Raw genomic sequence first — 13714 nt, 5'->3', positions numbered from 1 at the left:
AGGGAAGGGGAAATGCGGCGAAAAGTCGCGAGCGGTCAGCGGATGTCCGGCCAGGCCACGTCGTCGCGCTTCAGATCGCGGAAGGCGGCGAGCAGCCAGGAACGCATGGCGATCACCAGCGTGTAGGGGCGGCGCTGCGCGGCGGGCAGCTTCTGGTCGACGATGTGCTGACGGGCAAAGTCTTCGCACACCCGCGCAAGGCGCTCGCGGAAACTGTTCGCCAGTCCGGCGCCGATCTGCCCGTGCACCACCGAGAGCATCTCGGCCTCGCCATCGAAACCGCCGGCAAAGTAGTCGTCCAGCACCTCGTCGCGGAAGTACTGCATCACCGGCCCGTTGGCGCGCCAGCGGAACCCCTTGGCCACGCGCAGGCGGTAGCGGTTGAGCGGGCGCAGCTCGATGATGCCCAGGTGGTCCAGGCGCAGCAGGTGGGCGGTGCATTCCGCCGCGTCCATGCGATAGGTGGCGACGATCTGCTCCGCGCTCCACAGGCTCAGGCAGCAGATCGCCACCAACAGCAGGCGGCGGTCCGCCACCACGGCCTGTTCCTGCTCCAGGGTCAGTTCGGCGAGCAACGGCTGGTGGTCCGCCACACGGCGGGCGAGGTCGGCGAAATCCAGCCCCAGCACGCGGCAGATCTCATCCACGCGGGAAAGCGGCATGTCGCCGCCCCGCGAGAACATGCGCTTGACCGAAGATTCGGCCAGCCCGATGCGCTCGGCCAGCGCAGCATAGGTAATGTGAGCGTCGCGCAACTCCGACTTGAGGGCGGCGACGAGATCGGCGGAAGTGCTCATGGTGGGGGGGGGCTGCGGTGTTGAAGATGCGTGAAGGATATTCTTCGATGCACTTCTTTGCAGCACCGCCGAATCAAGTACCGCCTGACGATACCATCTGTCGCTCCAATCGGAACGGCTCGCCGCTGCGGACTTGCGCTTGGCGAAAGCAGAGGGAGCAGGGGCGAACTCCCTACCCATCAGGGCAGGCGACTCGATGCTTAGCGATGATGCACGGCACGAACCGATGGTGGAGAAAAGCTGTTTGACATGGGAATGAGCGCGGGCTACCGTCCGGTCATTGGGATATGCCGGGAAAGAAGGGGGGCGAAGACGAAGCCTTCCGCATAAGAGTGATATGTGGAATCCGTCTAACTTGATATCGGCCCTTTCCGTCCATTACAACTGTTAGCCGTTTATATCATGCAACCATCTATCCCGATTCCAACTGACAACATCTACAAGTTCGCATGTCTCTTTGGGCTAGCTCTGATCGTTTCCGCAATCTTCTCGTTCGTGCTGGTTTACAGTTCTTCGTTTGATCGAAAGGTAAAGTACTCAGAGAGTATCATCCCGTTAGAGGCAAAAGCAGATCGAACCAAGACAGAAGAAGACCTTCTTGCTTTGAACAAGAAGCTTATCGAGGTGACGCTGTCGAACGAAAGCACCGCAAGCCATGTAATTGCTGTGACGCTCACCTTTGGCATAGCATTTAGCGTCTTTGGCGCCACCAGGTGGCACCAGACTGTTCAGCAGCGAGACGACCAACTTGCAGAGCTTCAGTTGCGCAAAATTACGGCAGAAGTGGCGATATTGGAAGGCGAGGCTGCAGCAAAAAACAAGCCCCCAAATAACGGCTAACCCGCGCTTACAGTGGACCGTCAAAAGCTACGCCTTTGCCATTCGGCGGTTTCCACGTTAGATTGCAATAAGGTGTAGAAATGAATAAAGCACAAGCGGATGCAGTTGCTCAAGCGATACTGGAGCCACACGTCCAGGAACTCGATAAGCGCAAAAATAAGCACGCCGCCGAATTCGAACGCAGGGAGAAACTCCGAGACCTTTCCTCGTTCGCAGTCTTTGGACTGATCATTGGCTACGCCGTCGCATCTTTCACAGATGAAAGTATAGGCGTCGGTGCGCTATGCGGTTTGTCGATTGGTCTCGCACTGGGACGCCTTGTTGCTTGGATGCGCTCCAGAAGATCGTCAATCTAACAATTCACTCCAGCGGGCCGCCTTCGGCGTCTGCTGAGCTTTGTCGTTATGCCGAGCATTGTCCACCAGGAGAAAGCATGCAATTCCTGCCCAGAAGAACCGAGAGCTACCCCGACTGGCTGGACACCGACGGAATCAAGATCTACACGATTTCCGCTCACGGTGATGATGTCGACCAGGCACCCTACCTGTCACGCCTCGCCGAGGTGAAACAGGCCCGGAACAAACCGTGGGGCATCACTCCCGCATTTGCCATCTTCCATGACGGAGCAAGTGCCCGCTACCTGGTTCTGGCCTGGTGGGGCAACGACAATGAACTGTTCACCTCGGTTTCCGTGCAGACTCCGGATGGCTGGGTGGAAGACCCGGAGCGCTACTCGTTCTGCCTGTGGGATCTTGAGGTGATCTGGCATGAACGCAACAGCTTCGTGCGGCACTGCTACTGCCCAACCCCCGACATTGAGGCATATCGCCAAAGCCGCTTGGACAGCGCCTGACAGTTCATGCAATCCGGCGCCGGATTGCCCTATCGTTGACCAGCAAAGGACGCCTCAATGCTCAATATCGACGAGGCCGCGATCACCCTGCCGGACAAACCAAGCTGCCCGGAAAGCGTACGATATCGAAACCGTGCTCAAGCACGAGCAGATCACTGACACTTGTCTCTCGAAATAATCGGCCCTCGACATTGAAGATATCCCGGATCGACCATATCGTCCTGACCGTCGCAGACATCGACGTCGCCTGCGAGTTCTACGCCCGCACCCTCGGCATGGAAGTGGTCACCTTCGGCGAGGGGCGCAAGGCGCTTTCTTTCGGCCAGCAGAAGTTCAATCTCCACGAGGTCGGGAAAGAGTTCGAGCCGAAAGCAGACAGGCCCACACCCGGTTCGGCCGATATCTGCCTGATCGCGGAAACCGCCATTTCCGCAGTCATCAGCCACCTTCAGCGTGTTGGAGTGCGGATTATCGCAGGACCGATTCGCAGAACGGGCACGATGGGGCCGATCCTGTCGGTCTATTTCCGCGATCCGGACAGCAACCTGATCGAGGTATCCAACTACCTCTGACTGACCACGGGTCGAGCGCAATCCCCGCCATTCATGGCGGGGTCAGCGAGACCAGCGTGCCTGGAGCCGAAGACGCCACAAGCTCGTGATGAGCAAGCCCCAGCCTTCAGGCTGGGGCGACTCACCCGCCCAGCTTGCTCCGCAGAATTTCATTGACCTGCGCCGGATTCGCCTTGCCCTTGCTGGCCTTCATGACCTGGCCGACCAGGGCGTTGAAAGCCTTTTCCTTGCCGGCGCGGAATTCCTCCACCGACTTCTGGTTGGCCGCCAGCACTTCTTCCACGATGGCTTCGATGGCGCCGCTGTCGGTGACCTGCTTGAGGCCCTGGGCGTCGATGACGCGGTCGGCGGCGTCCGCTTCGGTGCCGCCCTCGCCGTTCCACAGGGCTTCGAAGACTTTCCTGGCGATGTTGTTGGAGATGGTGTTGTCGGCGATGCGGCGCACCAGACCGGCGAGCTGGGCGGGGTCGACGGGGGAGTCGGCGATGTCCAGTTCAGCCTTGTTGAGGCGCGCGGCCAGGTCGCCCATGACCCAGTTGGCGCACAGCTTGGCGAGTGCCTGGCCGGCGGCGCTGACGGTGGCCTGGAAGTATTCGGCCACTTCCTTGCTGGCGGTCAGCGTGGTGGCGTCGTAGGCGGAAAGGCCGAGTTGTTCGACGAAGCGGGCCTTCATGGCGCCGGGCAGTTCGGGCATTTCGCCCTGCACGCGGGCGATCCAGGCGGGTTCGATGACCAGCGGGAGCAGGTCGGGGTCGGGGAAGTAGCGGTAATCGTGGGCGTCTTCCTTGCTGCGCATCATGCGGGTTTCGCCGGTGTCCGGGTCGAACAGCACGGTGGCCTGCTGGATCTTGCCGCCGTCTTCCAGGGTGTCGATCTGCCACTGCACTTCGAAGTCGATGGCCTGTTGCAGGAAGCGGAAGGAGTTGAGGTTCTTGATTTCGCGGCGGGTGCCGAGCGGGCCGCCGGGGCGGCGCACGGAGACGTTGGCGTCGCAGCGAAAAGAGCCTTCCTGCATGTTGCCGTCGCAGATGTCGATCCAGCGCACCAGGGCGTGGAGCGCCCGAGCGTAGGCCACGGCCTCGGCCGAGGAGCGCATGTCCGGCTCGGAGACGATTTCCAGCAGCGGCGTGCCGGCGCGGTTGAGGTCGATGCCGCTCATGCCGTGGAAGTCTTCGTGCAGGCTCTTGCCCGCGTCTTCTTCCAGGTGGGCGCGGGTCAGCGTCACCGTTTTCTCATAGGCTTTGTCGCCCTCTCCCACGCGGATGGTGATGGCGCCGCCCTGCACCACGGGCAGTTCGAACTGGCTGATCTGGTAGCCCTTGGGGAGGTCCGGGTAGAAGTAGTTCTTGCGCGCGAACACGCTCCTGGGCGCCACGGTGGCGCCGATGGCCAGCCCGAAGCGGATGGCGCGCTCCACCGCGCCGCGGTTGAGCACCGGCAACACACCGGGCAGGGCGATATCCACCGCGCTGGCCTGGCGGTTGGCTTCGGCGCCGAAGGCGGTGCTGGCGGCCGAGAAGATCTTGCTGGCGGTGTTGAGCTGGGCGTGGACTTCCAGCCCGATGACGACTTCCCAATCGGTTCTGCTCATGATCGTTTCCGTTGTGACGTGCGGTCAGCTGCAGCGACCGCTCGGCCGGTCCACCAGGAGCGGCCATACATAATCGAAAGTGCCCCGGTCGCAGCGGCTGGCGCAGCGGCTGAAGCCGACGGTGACCTGATCGCCCTGTTCCCACACCAGCACGGAACAGCCGTCCGCCGCGCGCAGTTCCACGTTGGGCGCCTTGCGCACCTGGCGGAAATCCGCCAGATCGAAGCGGCAGGCGCCGCGCCGGGGCACGTCGATGCGCGCGGAGAAGGCGCGTACGTCGGACTGGCGGATGTCCACGCTGGCGTCGACCTTGTAGCCGGCGGCATCGGTGAAGCGGCATTCGGCCTGCACGTCGAGCGGGCGCACGGGCATCGGGCGCAGACGTTCGCGGGCTTGCGAAGGGTGTTCCAGCACTTCTTCCGGTACCTGGGGCGCGGGCGGCGCCACCCTGGGTGTGCCGCAGGCGGCCAGCATCAGCGCCGCCGCACTCGCCGCGAGCAGGCCGGTACCGGTCGGACGTGCGTACCGCATGGCGTTCAGGCGAAGGCGGCCGGGCGGCGGGTGTGCCAGTCGGTGGCCTGCTGGAAGCGGTGCGCAGCATTCAGCAGGCGGCCTTCGGCGAAGTAGTCGCCGATCAGTTGCAGGCCCACCGGCAGGTCGCCGGCGCCGAAGCCGGCCGGGTGCGACAGGCCGGGCAGGCCAGCCAGGTTGACGGCGATGGTGTAGATGTCCGACAGGTACATCTGCACCGGGTCTTCACTCTTCTCGCCGATGGCCCAGGCGGTGGTGGGGCTGGTGGGCCCGGCGATCACGTCGCAGTGCTGGAAGGCGGCCTGGAAGTCCTGCGCGATCAGCCGGCGCAGCTTCTGCGCCTTGAGATAGTAGGCGTCGTAATAGCCGTGCGAGAGCACGTAGGTGCCCACCAGGATGCGGCGCTTGACCTCGGCGCCGAAGCCTTGCGCGCGGCTCTTCTGGTACATGTCGGCGAGGTCGCCGTATTCCGCCGCGCGGTGGCCGTAGCGCACGCCGTCGAAACGGCTGAGGTTGCTGGAGGCTTCCGCCGGGGCGATGACGTAATAGGCCGGAATGGCCAGTTTGGCGTTGGGCAGGCTGACTTCCACCGTGGTGGCGCCCAGCTTGCGGTATTCGGCCAGCGCGGCGTCGACGGCGGCGCGCACGTCGTCGGCCATGCCGGGACCGAAGAATTCCTTGGGCAGGCCGATGCGCAGGCCGGTCAGGGGTTTGTCCAGATCGCGGGCGTAGTCTTCGGCCGGGCGTTCCAGGCTGGTGGAATCGCGTTCGTCGAAGCCGGCCATGGCGGTCAGCAGGGCGGCGCAATCGGCCGCCGAGGCGCCGAAGGCGCCGGCCTGATCCAGCGAGGAGGCGTAGGCCACCATGCCGTAGCGCGAACACACGCCGTAGGTGGGTTTGATGCCGGTGACGCCGGTCATGGCGGCGGGCTGGCGCACCGAGCCGCCGGTGTCGGTGCCGGTGGCGATGGGCGCCAGGCGCGCGGCCACGGCCACCGCCGAACCGCCGGACGAGCCGCCGGGAATGCGCGCGGTGTCCCAGGGGTTCCTGGCCGGGCCGAAGTGGGAGTTCTCGTTGCTCGACCCCATGGCGAATTCGTCCATGTTGGTCTTGCCCAGGCCGACCGCACCGGCGTTCTTCAGCAGGGTGACGACGTGGGCGTCGTAGGGGCTGACGAAGTTGCCCAGCATCTTCGAGCCGCAGGTGGTCAGCACGCCTTCGGTGCAGAACACGTCCTTGTGGGCGAGCGGGATGCCGGTGAGCGGGCCGGCGCGGCCGGCGGCGATGCGTTCGTCGGCGGCGTGCGCGGCGGCCAGCGCGCCCTCACGGTCCACGGTGATGAAGGCGTTGAGCGCCGGATTGGCAGCGTCGATGCGGTCGAGGAACAGCGTGGCGAGTTCGACGGCGGAGATCTGGCGCGCGTCGAGGGCGCGGCGCAGTTCGGAAAGCGGGGCGTTGATCATGGTGTGCGCAACGGTAGGGGGCGGCCGGCGACGGCGCGCGGGGGAACGTCTTTCTTATTCGATGACCTTGGGCACCAGGTAGAGCCCGTTTTCGGTCTGCGGAGCGACGCGCTGGAAGGCATCGCGGCGGTCGGCTTCGGTGGCCGCGTCGGCGCGCAGGCGGGTGGCGAGATCCTGCGGGTGGCTCATCGGCTCGACCCCGGTGGTGTCGACGGCCTGCATCTCTTCGATGAGCGCAAAAATGCCGTTGAGCTTGGCCTGGGTGGCTGCCGCGTCGGCGTCGGTGAGTTCAATGCGGGCCAGCCGGGCGACGTGGCGGACCTCTTCGAGGGAGAGCGACATGGGGAAACAAAACCTGCTTAAGCCACAAAGGTTTGTAGGTTATCATAACCGCTTTTGGGCCCGCTCGGCCGCCCGCTCCCGGCTTCGGACGCAGGGTGACCCCCGGCCCGTTTTCGCATCGCGTCGCCCAATCGGTTCTCTGCACCGCATTCGCTCGCACCACCCAGACCTCCCTACCGGTTTCGGACTCACTCCATGTTCGGCATTCTGCGTTCCTATTTTTCCAATGATCTGGCCATCGACCTGGGCACCGCCAACACGCTGATCTACGTGCGCGGCAAGGGCATCGTGCTCGATGAACCCTCGGTGGTGGCGATCCGCACCGAAGGCGGCCCCAACGCCAAGCGCACCATCCAGGCCGTCGGCCACGCGGCCAAGCAGATGCTCGGCAAGACGCCGGGCAACATCACTGCGATCCGCCCGATGAAGGACGGGGTGATCGCCGATTTCGTCGTCACCGAGCAGATGATCAAGCAGTTCATCAAACGTGCGCACGACTCGCGGCTGTTCTCGCCCAGCCCGCGCATCATCGTCTGCGTGCCCTGCGGCTCCACCCAGGTGGAACGCCGCGCGATCCGCGACGCGGCCCTGGCGGCCGGCGCATCGCAGGTCTATCTGATCGAAGAACCGATGGCCGCGGCGATCGGCGCCGGCCTGCCGGTGTCCGACGCTACCGGCTCGATGGTGGTCGACATCGGCGGCGGCACCACCGAGGTGGGGGTGATCTCGCTGGGCGGCATGGTGTATGCCGGCAGCGTGCGCGTGGGCGGCGACAAGTTCGACGACGCCATCGTCAATTACATCCGCCGCAACTACGGCATGCTGATCGGCGACACCACCGCCGAGAACATCAAGAAGGAAATCGGCTCGGCCTTCCCCGGTTCGGAAGTGCGCGAGATGGAAGTCAAGGGCCGCAACCTGGCCGAGGGCATTCCGCGTTCCTTCACCATTTCCTCCAACGAGATCCTCGAAGCGCTCAACGAGCCGCTCAACCAGATCGTCTCGGCGGTCAAGATCGCCCTGGAGCAGACTCCGCCGGAACTGGGCGCCGACATCGCCGACCGCGGCATGGTGCTGACCGGCGGCGGCGCGCTGCTGCGCGACCTGGACCGCCTGCTGATGGAAGAGACCGGCCTGCCGGTGATCGTCGCCGAGGAGCCGCTGACCTGCGTGGCGCGCGGTTGCGGCCTGGCCTTGGAGAAAATGGACAAGCTGGCGTCCATCTTCGCCTCCGAGTAACGCTGCACACGGCCGGCGGACCTCCTCACCGCCGGCCTGGCCCGAACACGAACCATGTCCCTGGTCGGTCATCAGGCGCCTCCCATCTTCCGCCGTGGGCCCACCCCGCTGGTCCGCCTGATCGTGTTCGTCTCGATCTGCCTGGCGATGATGGTGGCGGACATCAAGTACCGCTATGTCGACGTCCTGCGCCAGGGCCTGTCGGTGGTCACCTACCCGCTGCAGATGGCCGCCGCCGCGCCGGCCGACGTGGTGCTCAACGCCTCGCGCTATTTTGCCACCCTGCTCGAAGTCCAGCTGGAGAACGCCGATCTGCGCCGCCAGTTGCTGGAGGCCGCACAGTCGCTGCTGCGCTTCGAGCACCTGCAGCGCGAGAACGAGGAGCTGCGCGGCCTGGTCGGCATGGCGCAGCGCGTGCCGGTGATCAGCGTGAGCGCGGAAATCCTCTACAACGCGCCGGACCCGTTCACCCGCAAGGTGATCCTCAACCGCGGCGCGCAGCACGGTATCCAGCCCGGGCTGGCAGTGGTGGACGCGCACGGAGTGATCGGCCAGGTCACCCGCGTGTATCCGGTGCAGGCCGACGTCACCCTGCTCACCGACAAGAACCAGGCGATTCCGGTGGAAGTGGCGCGCAACGGCCTGCGCGGCGTGCTGTTCGGCACCGGCCAGGGCCAGCTGGAAATGCGCTTCGTACTGGTCGGCGCGGACATCCGTGCGGGCGACACGCTGCTCACCTCCGGGCTGGACGGCGTGTTCCTGCCCGGCCTGCCGGTGGCCACGGTGAGCAGCGTGGAGCGCGAGGGCCAGGCCTTCGCCAGCATCGCCTGCGAACCGGCCGCCGGCATCGAGCGCAGCGTGCAGGTGCTGGTGCTGGGCCGCCAGGAGCTGCCGCCCCCGCCCCCCGTCCCCGGCGCAGCCGGCAGCAGCGGAGGCCGTTGAACCATGCAGCCCACCAACCGCTCCCGCCGCATTCTGCTGCCGGTCAAGCTGTGGTTCATCTGGTTCAGCCTGATCGTCGCGCTCGGGCTGAATTTCGTGCCCACCGGCCGCCTGCCCGCCGTGCCGGACTTCGTCGCCCTGGTGCTGGCCTTCTGGTGCATCCGCGAGCCGCTGCGCATCGGCATGGGCAGCGCCTTCGTGTTCGGCCTGCTGGTGGATATCGGCCACGGCGCGGCAATGGGCCAGCACGCGCTGAGCTACGTGGTACTGGTCTATCTGGCCAGCGCGCTGTCGCGCCGCATGCTGTGGTTCCCGCCGCTGTTGCAGGCCCTGCACCTGCTGCCCGTGCTGCTGCTCGCCCAGGCGCTGATGGTGCTCGCGCGCCTGCTGGCCGGCGCGGAGTTCCCCGGCTGGTGGTACTTCCTTTCCAGCTTCAGCGGCGCGGCGCTGTGGACGCCGCTCACCTTCCTGCTGCTGCTGCCCCAGTACCAGCCGGTGGACCGCGATGACAACCGGCCGATCTGAGCCGGCAGCGCGATGACCGAGTTCCGCTCGCCCGACCAGGAGACCAAGGGCTTCCGCCATCGCGTGGTGGTGGCGCTGCTGTTCATCCTGGCCTGCTTCTGCGTGCTGGCGGGGCGTTTCTACTACTTGCAGGTGGTACGCCACGAGTACTTCCACACCCGCGCCGAGGACAACCGCATCGCCCTGCTGCCGGTGGTGCCCAACCGGGGCACCATCGTGGATCGCAACGGCCAGCTGCTGGCGCGCAACTACGCCGCCTACACGCTGGAGATCAACCCCTCGCGCGTGCGCAGGCTGGATGAAACCATCGACGCGCTGGCCCAGTTCATCGACATCCAGCCGCGCGACCGTCGGCGCTTCCGCAAGATCCTCGAGGAAAGCCGCAACTTCGAGAGCGTGCCGATCCGCACCCGGCTGAGCGACGAGGAGGTGGCACGCTTCGTTGCCGAGCGCTACCGCTTTCCCGGCGTGGAGGTGCAGGCCCGCCTGTTCCGCGATTACCCGCTGGGCAGCGTGGCCTCGCACCTGATCGGCTACATCGGCCGCATCAACCAGCGCGACCAGCAGCGCATCGAGGAACGCGGCGAAACCGCCAACTACCGCGGCTCCGACTACATCGGCAAGGCAGGCCTGGAGCTCTCCTACGAGAACGAGCTGCACGGCACCACCGGCGTGGAACAGGTGGAGGTGAATGCCGGCGGGCGCGCGGTACGCCTGCTGGCGCGCCAGCCCGCCGCACCGGGCAACGACCTCGAACTCACACTGGACATCGAACTGCAGAAGGTGGCGGAAGCCGCCTTCGGCGAGCGGCGCGGCGCGCTGGTGGCCATCGAGCCATCCACCGGCGGGGTGCTGGCGCTGGTTTCGATGCCCACCTTCGACCCCAATCTGTTCGTCGATGGCATCTCCACGCAGGACTGGCAGGCCCTCAACGATTCGCCCGATCACCCGCTGCTCAACCGCGCCATCTACAGCGCCTACCCGCCCGGCTCCACCTTCAAGCCCTTCATGGCCATGGCCGGGCTGGAAAGCGGCAAGCGCACGCTGGAGCAGCGCATGCCGGACCCCGGCTTCTTCGTCTATGGCGGCCACCGCTTCATGGACCACAAGGCGCGTGGCACGGTGAACCTGCACGAATCCATCGTGGTTTCCAGCAACACCTATTACTACCAGTTGGCCAACGACCTGGGCATCGACGGCATCGCCGGGTTCATGAGCCAGTTCGGCTTCGGTTCGCGCACCGGCATCGACGTGCCGGGCGAGGCCGAGGGCGTGCTGCCCTCGCCGGAATGGAAGCGTCGGCGCTTCCGCACCCCGGAACAGCAGCGCTGGTACGGCGGCGAGACCATCTCGGTGGGCATCGGCCAGGGCTACAACGCCTATACCCCGCTGCAGCTCGCGCACGCGCTGGCCACGCTGGCCAATGGCGGCAAGGTGTTCCGTCCGCATCTGGTGCGCCACGTGGTGGATGCCACCACCGGCGAGCGCCGTGCGGTGGCGCCCGAGCCCGTGCGCACGATTCCGTTCAAGCCCGCCCACCTGGAGGCGGTGCGCAAGGCGATGGTGGAGGTGAACAAGGCCGGCACCGGCGCACGCGCGTTCGCCGGCGCGCCGTACGCAGTGGGCGGCAAGACCGGCACCGCGCAGGTGTTCTCCCTGCGCGGGCAGCGCTACGTGGAAGGCAAGGTGGCCGAGCGCCTGCGCGACCATTCGGTCTACATCGCCTTCGCTCCGGCCGAGGCACCGACCATCGCCCTGGCGGTACTGGTGGAGAACGGCGGCTTCGGCTCGCAGTCGGCCGCGCCCATCGCCCGCCAGGTGCTCGACTACCACCTGCTCGGCAGCAAGCCCACCCAGCCCGCCAGCGAGGACGAGGGGGCAGAAGAAAACCAATGATGACCGAGCAGCGCTTCCACCCGCTGAACCTGCTGCGCGCCTTCGTACGGCCCATCGATCCGGTGCTGCTGGCGATCCTGGCGGTGCTGCTGGGCGCCTCCTTCCTGCTGATGATGTCGGCCTCGCCCGAGCGCCTGGAAAACCAGCTGATCAACACCGGGGTCGCGCTGTGCGCCATGTGGGCCGCCGCCCGCCTGTCACCCCAGCGCCTGCTGTCGCTCGCCGTGCCGCTGTATCTGGTTGGCGTGGTGCTGCTGCTCGGCGTGGAATTCTTCGGCGAGACCACCAAGGGCGCGCAACGCTGGCTGGACATCGGCATCACCCGCATCCAGCCTTCGGAGCTGATGAAGATCTCCATGCCGCTGATGCTGGCCTGGTACTTCCAGCAGCGCGAAGGCGCCATCAACCTGCGCGATTACCTCGTCGCCAGCATGCTGCTGGCGCTGCCGGTCACCCTGATCCTGCACCAGCCGGACCTGGGCACCAGCCTGCTGGTGGCCGGCGCCGGGCTGTACGTGATCTTCTTCGCCGGCCTGTCGTGGAAGCTCATCGTGCCGGTGGTGATCCTCGGCGTGACCGGCATCGGCTCCATCGTCATCTTCGGCGACCAGCTGTGCCAACCCGACGTGGACTGGCACGGCATGCGCGAATACCAGAAGCAGCGCGTGTGCACCCTGCTCGACCCCACGCGCGATCCGCTCGGCAAGGGCTTCCACATCATCCAGTCCACCATTGCCATCGGCTCCGGCGGCCTGTTCGGCAAGGGCTGGCTGGAAGGCACGCAGACCCACCTGGCGTTCATCCCCGAGCGCCACACCGACTTCATCTTCTCGGTGCTCGCCGAAGAGTTCGGCCTGGTCGGCGCGCTGGTGCTGCTGGGCGTGTATTTCCTGCTGTTCCTGCGCGGTTTCCACATCGCGCTGCACGCCCCGCTGCTGGCCAGTCGCCTGATGGCGGGGTCGATCAGCGCCATCTTCTTCACCTACGCTTTCGTGAACATGGGCATGGTCAGCGGCATCCTGCCGGTGGTGGGGGTGCCGCTGCCCTTCATCAGCTACGGGGGAACCGCACTGGTGACGCTGTGTCTGGGGGTAGGTATCCTGATGAGCATCCACCGCCATCGGGCGAGTTCCCCGGACTGACGCCGAGCCCTCCCTATGACGATTTCCCCCCGCTTCCATCTCGCCCGCCGCGCCGCCGCGCCGCTGGCCGCCGCCCTGTTCAGCCTGCTGCTGGCAGCCTGCGGCAGCACCCCGCGCACGCCCGAATCGCGCGCCGGCGAATCCTCGCCGTCCTCCACCGCCAGCGCACCGACGCGCGGCGGCGGCTACTACAAGGACGACGGCCCGGGCAACAACCCGCCGCCCAACCTCGACCGCATTCCCGATGCGGTGCCGCGCGCCGAACCCCTGCACCGCTTCGCCAACCGCCCGTACAGCGTGTTCGGCGAACGGTACGTACCGGCCACCTCGGTGCGCCCGTTCCGCCAGCGTGGGGTGGCGAGCTGGTATGGCCGGCGCTTCCACGGCAAGCCGACCTCCAGCGGCGAAATCTACGACATGTACGCGATGACCGCCGCCCACCCCACGCTGCCCATCCCGAGCTACGCGCGGGTCACCAGCGTGGCCAACGGGCGCTCGGTGGTGGTGCGCGTGAATGACCGCGGCCCCTTCCTGCGCGGACGCGTCATGGATCTGTCCTACGCGGCGGCCCACCGGCTGGGCTACATCAACGCCGGGCATGCCGAAGTCGAAGTCGAACTGATCGTGCCCGGCGGCGGGCAGTCGATCATCGCCGCCAGCACCGACACCCCGGCGGCGCCGGCGGTGGCGCGCAACGAGCCGGTCGCCATGCTGCCCGGCCAGGGCGTGTTCCTGCAGGTCGGCGTGTTCTCCTCGCGCACCAATGCCGAGGATCTGCGCGGCCGCATCATGCGCGAGATGGCCAGCATGGCCGACCGCGTGCAGTTGTTCGCCGACGGCGAGCGCTTCCGCCTGCAGGTCGGCCCCTGGCACAGCGAGAGCGAGGCGCGCGGCGTGGCCGAGCAGATCCACCGCGTGCTCGACCTGCAGCCCTTTGTCGTCGTCCGGTAACACTTTGAACCAACCCACGGCGCCCCGGTC

General features: G+C 66.2%; 15 protein-coding genes. 10 read left to right on the top strand and 5 right to left on the bottom strand.

What is annotated here, in order from left to right:
* Positions 1–35: 35 nt before the first annotated feature.
* Positions 36–797, bottom strand: a complete 762-nt coding sequence (locus E6C76_RS11445; RefSeq protein WP_136348380.1) for a helix-turn-helix domain-containing protein — start codon at positions 795–797, stop codon at positions 36–38.
* A 402-nt stretch (positions 798–1199) separates the two neighbouring features.
* On the opposite strand from E6C76_RS11445, the gene E6C76_RS11440 reads away from it, so the two are divergent.
* The 4 genes from E6C76_RS11440 to E6C76_RS11425 all read left to right on the top strand — a co-directional run bounded on the left by E6C76_RS11440 (position 1200) and on the right by E6C76_RS11425 (position 3062).
* Positions 1200–1637 (top strand): hypothetical protein, encoded by a 438-nt coding sequence (locus E6C76_RS11440; RefSeq protein WP_136348379.1) that lies wholly within the window; start codon positions 1200–1202, stop codon positions 1635–1637.
* Positions 1638–1717: 80 nt separating this feature from the next.
* A complete protein-coding gene (locus tag E6C76_RS11435) occupies positions 1718–1993 on the top strand; it encodes a hypothetical protein (RefSeq protein ID WP_136348378.1) in 276 nt (91 codons plus the stop codon).
* Between the two features lie 77 nt (positions 1994–2070).
* Positions 2071–2490 (top strand): hypothetical protein, encoded by a 420-nt coding sequence (locus E6C76_RS11430; RefSeq protein WP_136348377.1) that lies wholly within the window; start codon positions 2071–2073, stop codon positions 2488–2490.
* A 191-nt stretch (positions 2491–2681) separates the two neighbouring features.
* Positions 2682–3062, top strand: a complete 381-nt coding sequence (locus E6C76_RS11425) for a VOC family protein (protein ID WP_136348376.1) — start codon at positions 2682–2684, stop codon at positions 3060–3062.
* Positions 3063–3183: 121 nt separating this feature from the next.
* On the opposite strand, the gene gatB is transcribed toward E6C76_RS11425, so the two are convergent.
* From gatB to gatC, 4 genes are read right to left on the bottom strand one after another with little or no spacing between them, the layout of a single operon-like run.
* On the bottom strand, positions 3184–4653 hold the full coding sequence (gene gatB, locus E6C76_RS11420; protein ID WP_136348375.1) for an Asp-tRNA(Asn)/Glu-tRNA(Gln) amidotransferase subunit GatB: 1470 nt from the start codon (positions 4651–4653) through the stop codon (positions 3184–3186).
* 24 nt (positions 4654–4677) lie between these two features.
* Positions 4678–5184 (bottom strand): hypothetical protein, encoded by a 507-nt coding sequence (locus E6C76_RS11415; RefSeq protein ID WP_168734321.1) that lies wholly within the window; start codon positions 5182–5184, stop codon positions 4678–4680.
* Between the two features lie 5 nt (positions 5185–5189).
* The gene (gene gatA, locus E6C76_RS11410) at positions 5190–6647 is read right to left on the bottom strand and encodes an Asp-tRNA(Asn)/Glu-tRNA(Gln) amidotransferase subunit GatA (RefSeq protein WP_136348373.1); all 1458 of its coding nucleotides are present in this window, start codon (positions 6645–6647) and stop codon (positions 5190–5192) included.
* Positions 6648–6701: 54 nt separating this feature from the next.
* Entirely contained in the window at positions 6702–6989 is a 288-nt protein-coding gene (gene gatC / locus E6C76_RS11405) for an Asp-tRNA(Asn)/Glu-tRNA(Gln) amidotransferase subunit GatC (RefSeq protein WP_136348372.1), read from the bottom strand.
* A 195-nt stretch (positions 6990–7184) separates the two neighbouring features.
* Between gatC and E6C76_RS11400 the strand changes: the two genes are divergently transcribed.
* The 6 genes from E6C76_RS11400 to E6C76_RS11375 are packed head-to-tail and all read left to right on the top strand — an operon-like array spanning position 7185 to position 13684.
* The gene (locus tag E6C76_RS11400) at positions 7185–8228 is read left to right on the top strand and encodes a rod shape-determining protein (RefSeq protein ID WP_136348371.1); all 1044 of its coding nucleotides are present in this window, start codon (positions 7185–7187) and stop codon (positions 8226–8228) included.
* Between the two features lie 54 nt (positions 8229–8282).
* Complete coding sequence (gene mreC, locus E6C76_RS11395) at positions 8283–9170, top strand: rod shape-determining protein MreC (RefSeq protein WP_136348370.1); 888 nt, start codon at positions 8283–8285, stop codon at positions 9168–9170.
* 3 nt (positions 9171–9173) lie between these two features.
* Positions 9174–9695 carry a rod shape-determining protein MreD gene (gene mreD / locus E6C76_RS11390; RefSeq protein ID WP_136348369.1) on the top strand — a complete coding sequence of 174 codons (522 nt, stop codon included), beginning with the start codon at positions 9174–9176 and terminating at the stop codon, positions 9693–9695.
* 12 nt (positions 9696–9707) lie between these two features.
* Positions 9708–11591, top strand: coding sequence for a penicillin-binding protein 2 (mrdA, locus tag E6C76_RS11385; RefSeq protein ID WP_136348368.1), 1884 nt, complete (start codon positions 9708–9710; stop codon positions 11589–11591).
* A complete protein-coding gene (gene rodA / locus E6C76_RS11380; protein ID WP_136348688.1) occupies positions 11591–12733 on the top strand; it encodes a rod shape-determining protein RodA in 1143 nt (380 codons plus the stop codon). Before mrdA ends, rodA begins: the two co-directional genes overlap by 1 nt.
* A 15-nt stretch (positions 12734–12748) precedes the next feature.
* The gene (locus tag E6C76_RS11375; RefSeq protein WP_136348367.1) at positions 12749–13684 is read left to right on the top strand and encodes a septal ring lytic transglycosylase RlpA family protein; all 936 of its coding nucleotides are present in this window, start codon (positions 12749–12751) and stop codon (positions 13682–13684) included.
* Positions 13685–13714 lie beyond the last annotated feature (30 nt).

This window comes from Pseudothauera nasutitermitis, assembly GCF_004801295.1.
Taxonomy (GTDB): Bacteria; Pseudomonadota; Gammaproteobacteria; order Burkholderiales; family Rhodocyclaceae; genus Pseudothauera; species Pseudothauera nasutitermitis.
The sequence above is the reverse complement of the archived record's forward strand: the minus strand, read 5'-3'. Positions and strand labels throughout refer to the sequence as shown.

Coding starts and splice junctions, on each gene's coding strand:
- E6C76_RS11435 (WP_136348378.1), top strand. CDS start 1,718: ATGAATAAAGCACAAGCGGATGCAGTTGCTCAAGCGATACTGGAGCCA.
- E6C76_RS11400 (WP_136348371.1), top strand. CDS start 7,185: ATGTTCGGCATTCTGCGTTCCTATTTTTCCAATGATCTGGCCATCGAC.
- E6C76_RS11440 (WP_136348379.1), top strand. CDS start 1,200: ATGCAACCATCTATCCCGATTCCAACTGACAACATCTACAAGTTCGCA.
- E6C76_RS11445 (WP_136348380.1), bottom strand. CDS start 797: ATGAGCACTTCCGCCGATCTCGTCGCCGCCCTCAAGTCGGAGTTGCGC.
- mreD (WP_136348369.1), top strand. CDS start 9,174: ATGCAGCCCACCAACCGCTCCCGCCGCATTCTGCTGCCGGTCAAGCTG.
- mreC (WP_136348370.1), top strand. CDS start 8,283: ATGTCCCTGGTCGGTCATCAGGCGCCTCCCATCTTCCGCCGTGGGCCC.
- gatA (WP_136348373.1), bottom strand. CDS start 6,647: ATGATCAACGCCCCGCTTTCCGAACTGCGCCGCGCCCTCGACGCGCGC.
- rodA (WP_136348688.1), top strand. CDS start 11,591: ATGACCGAGCAGCGCTTCCACCCGCTGAACCTGCTGCGCGCCTTCGTA.
- E6C76_RS11430 (WP_136348377.1), top strand. CDS start 2,071: ATGCAATTCCTGCCCAGAAGAACCGAGAGCTACCCCGACTGGCTGGAC.
- gatC (WP_136348372.1), bottom strand. CDS start 6,989: ATGTCGCTCTCCCTCGAAGAGGTCCGCCACGTCGCCCGGCTGGCCCGC.
- E6C76_RS11375 (WP_136348367.1), top strand. CDS start 12,749: ATGACGATTTCCCCCCGCTTCCATCTCGCCCGCCGCGCCGCCGCGCCG.
- mrdA (WP_136348368.1), top strand. CDS start 9,708: ATGACCGAGTTCCGCTCGCCCGACCAGGAGACCAAGGGCTTCCGCCAT.
- E6C76_RS11415 (WP_168734321.1), bottom strand. CDS start 5,184: ATGCGGTACGCACGTCCGACCGGTACCGGCCTGCTCGCGGCGAGTGCG.
- gatB (WP_136348375.1), bottom strand. CDS start 4,653: ATGAGCAGAACCGATTGGGAAGTCGTCATCGGGCTGGAAGTCCACGCC.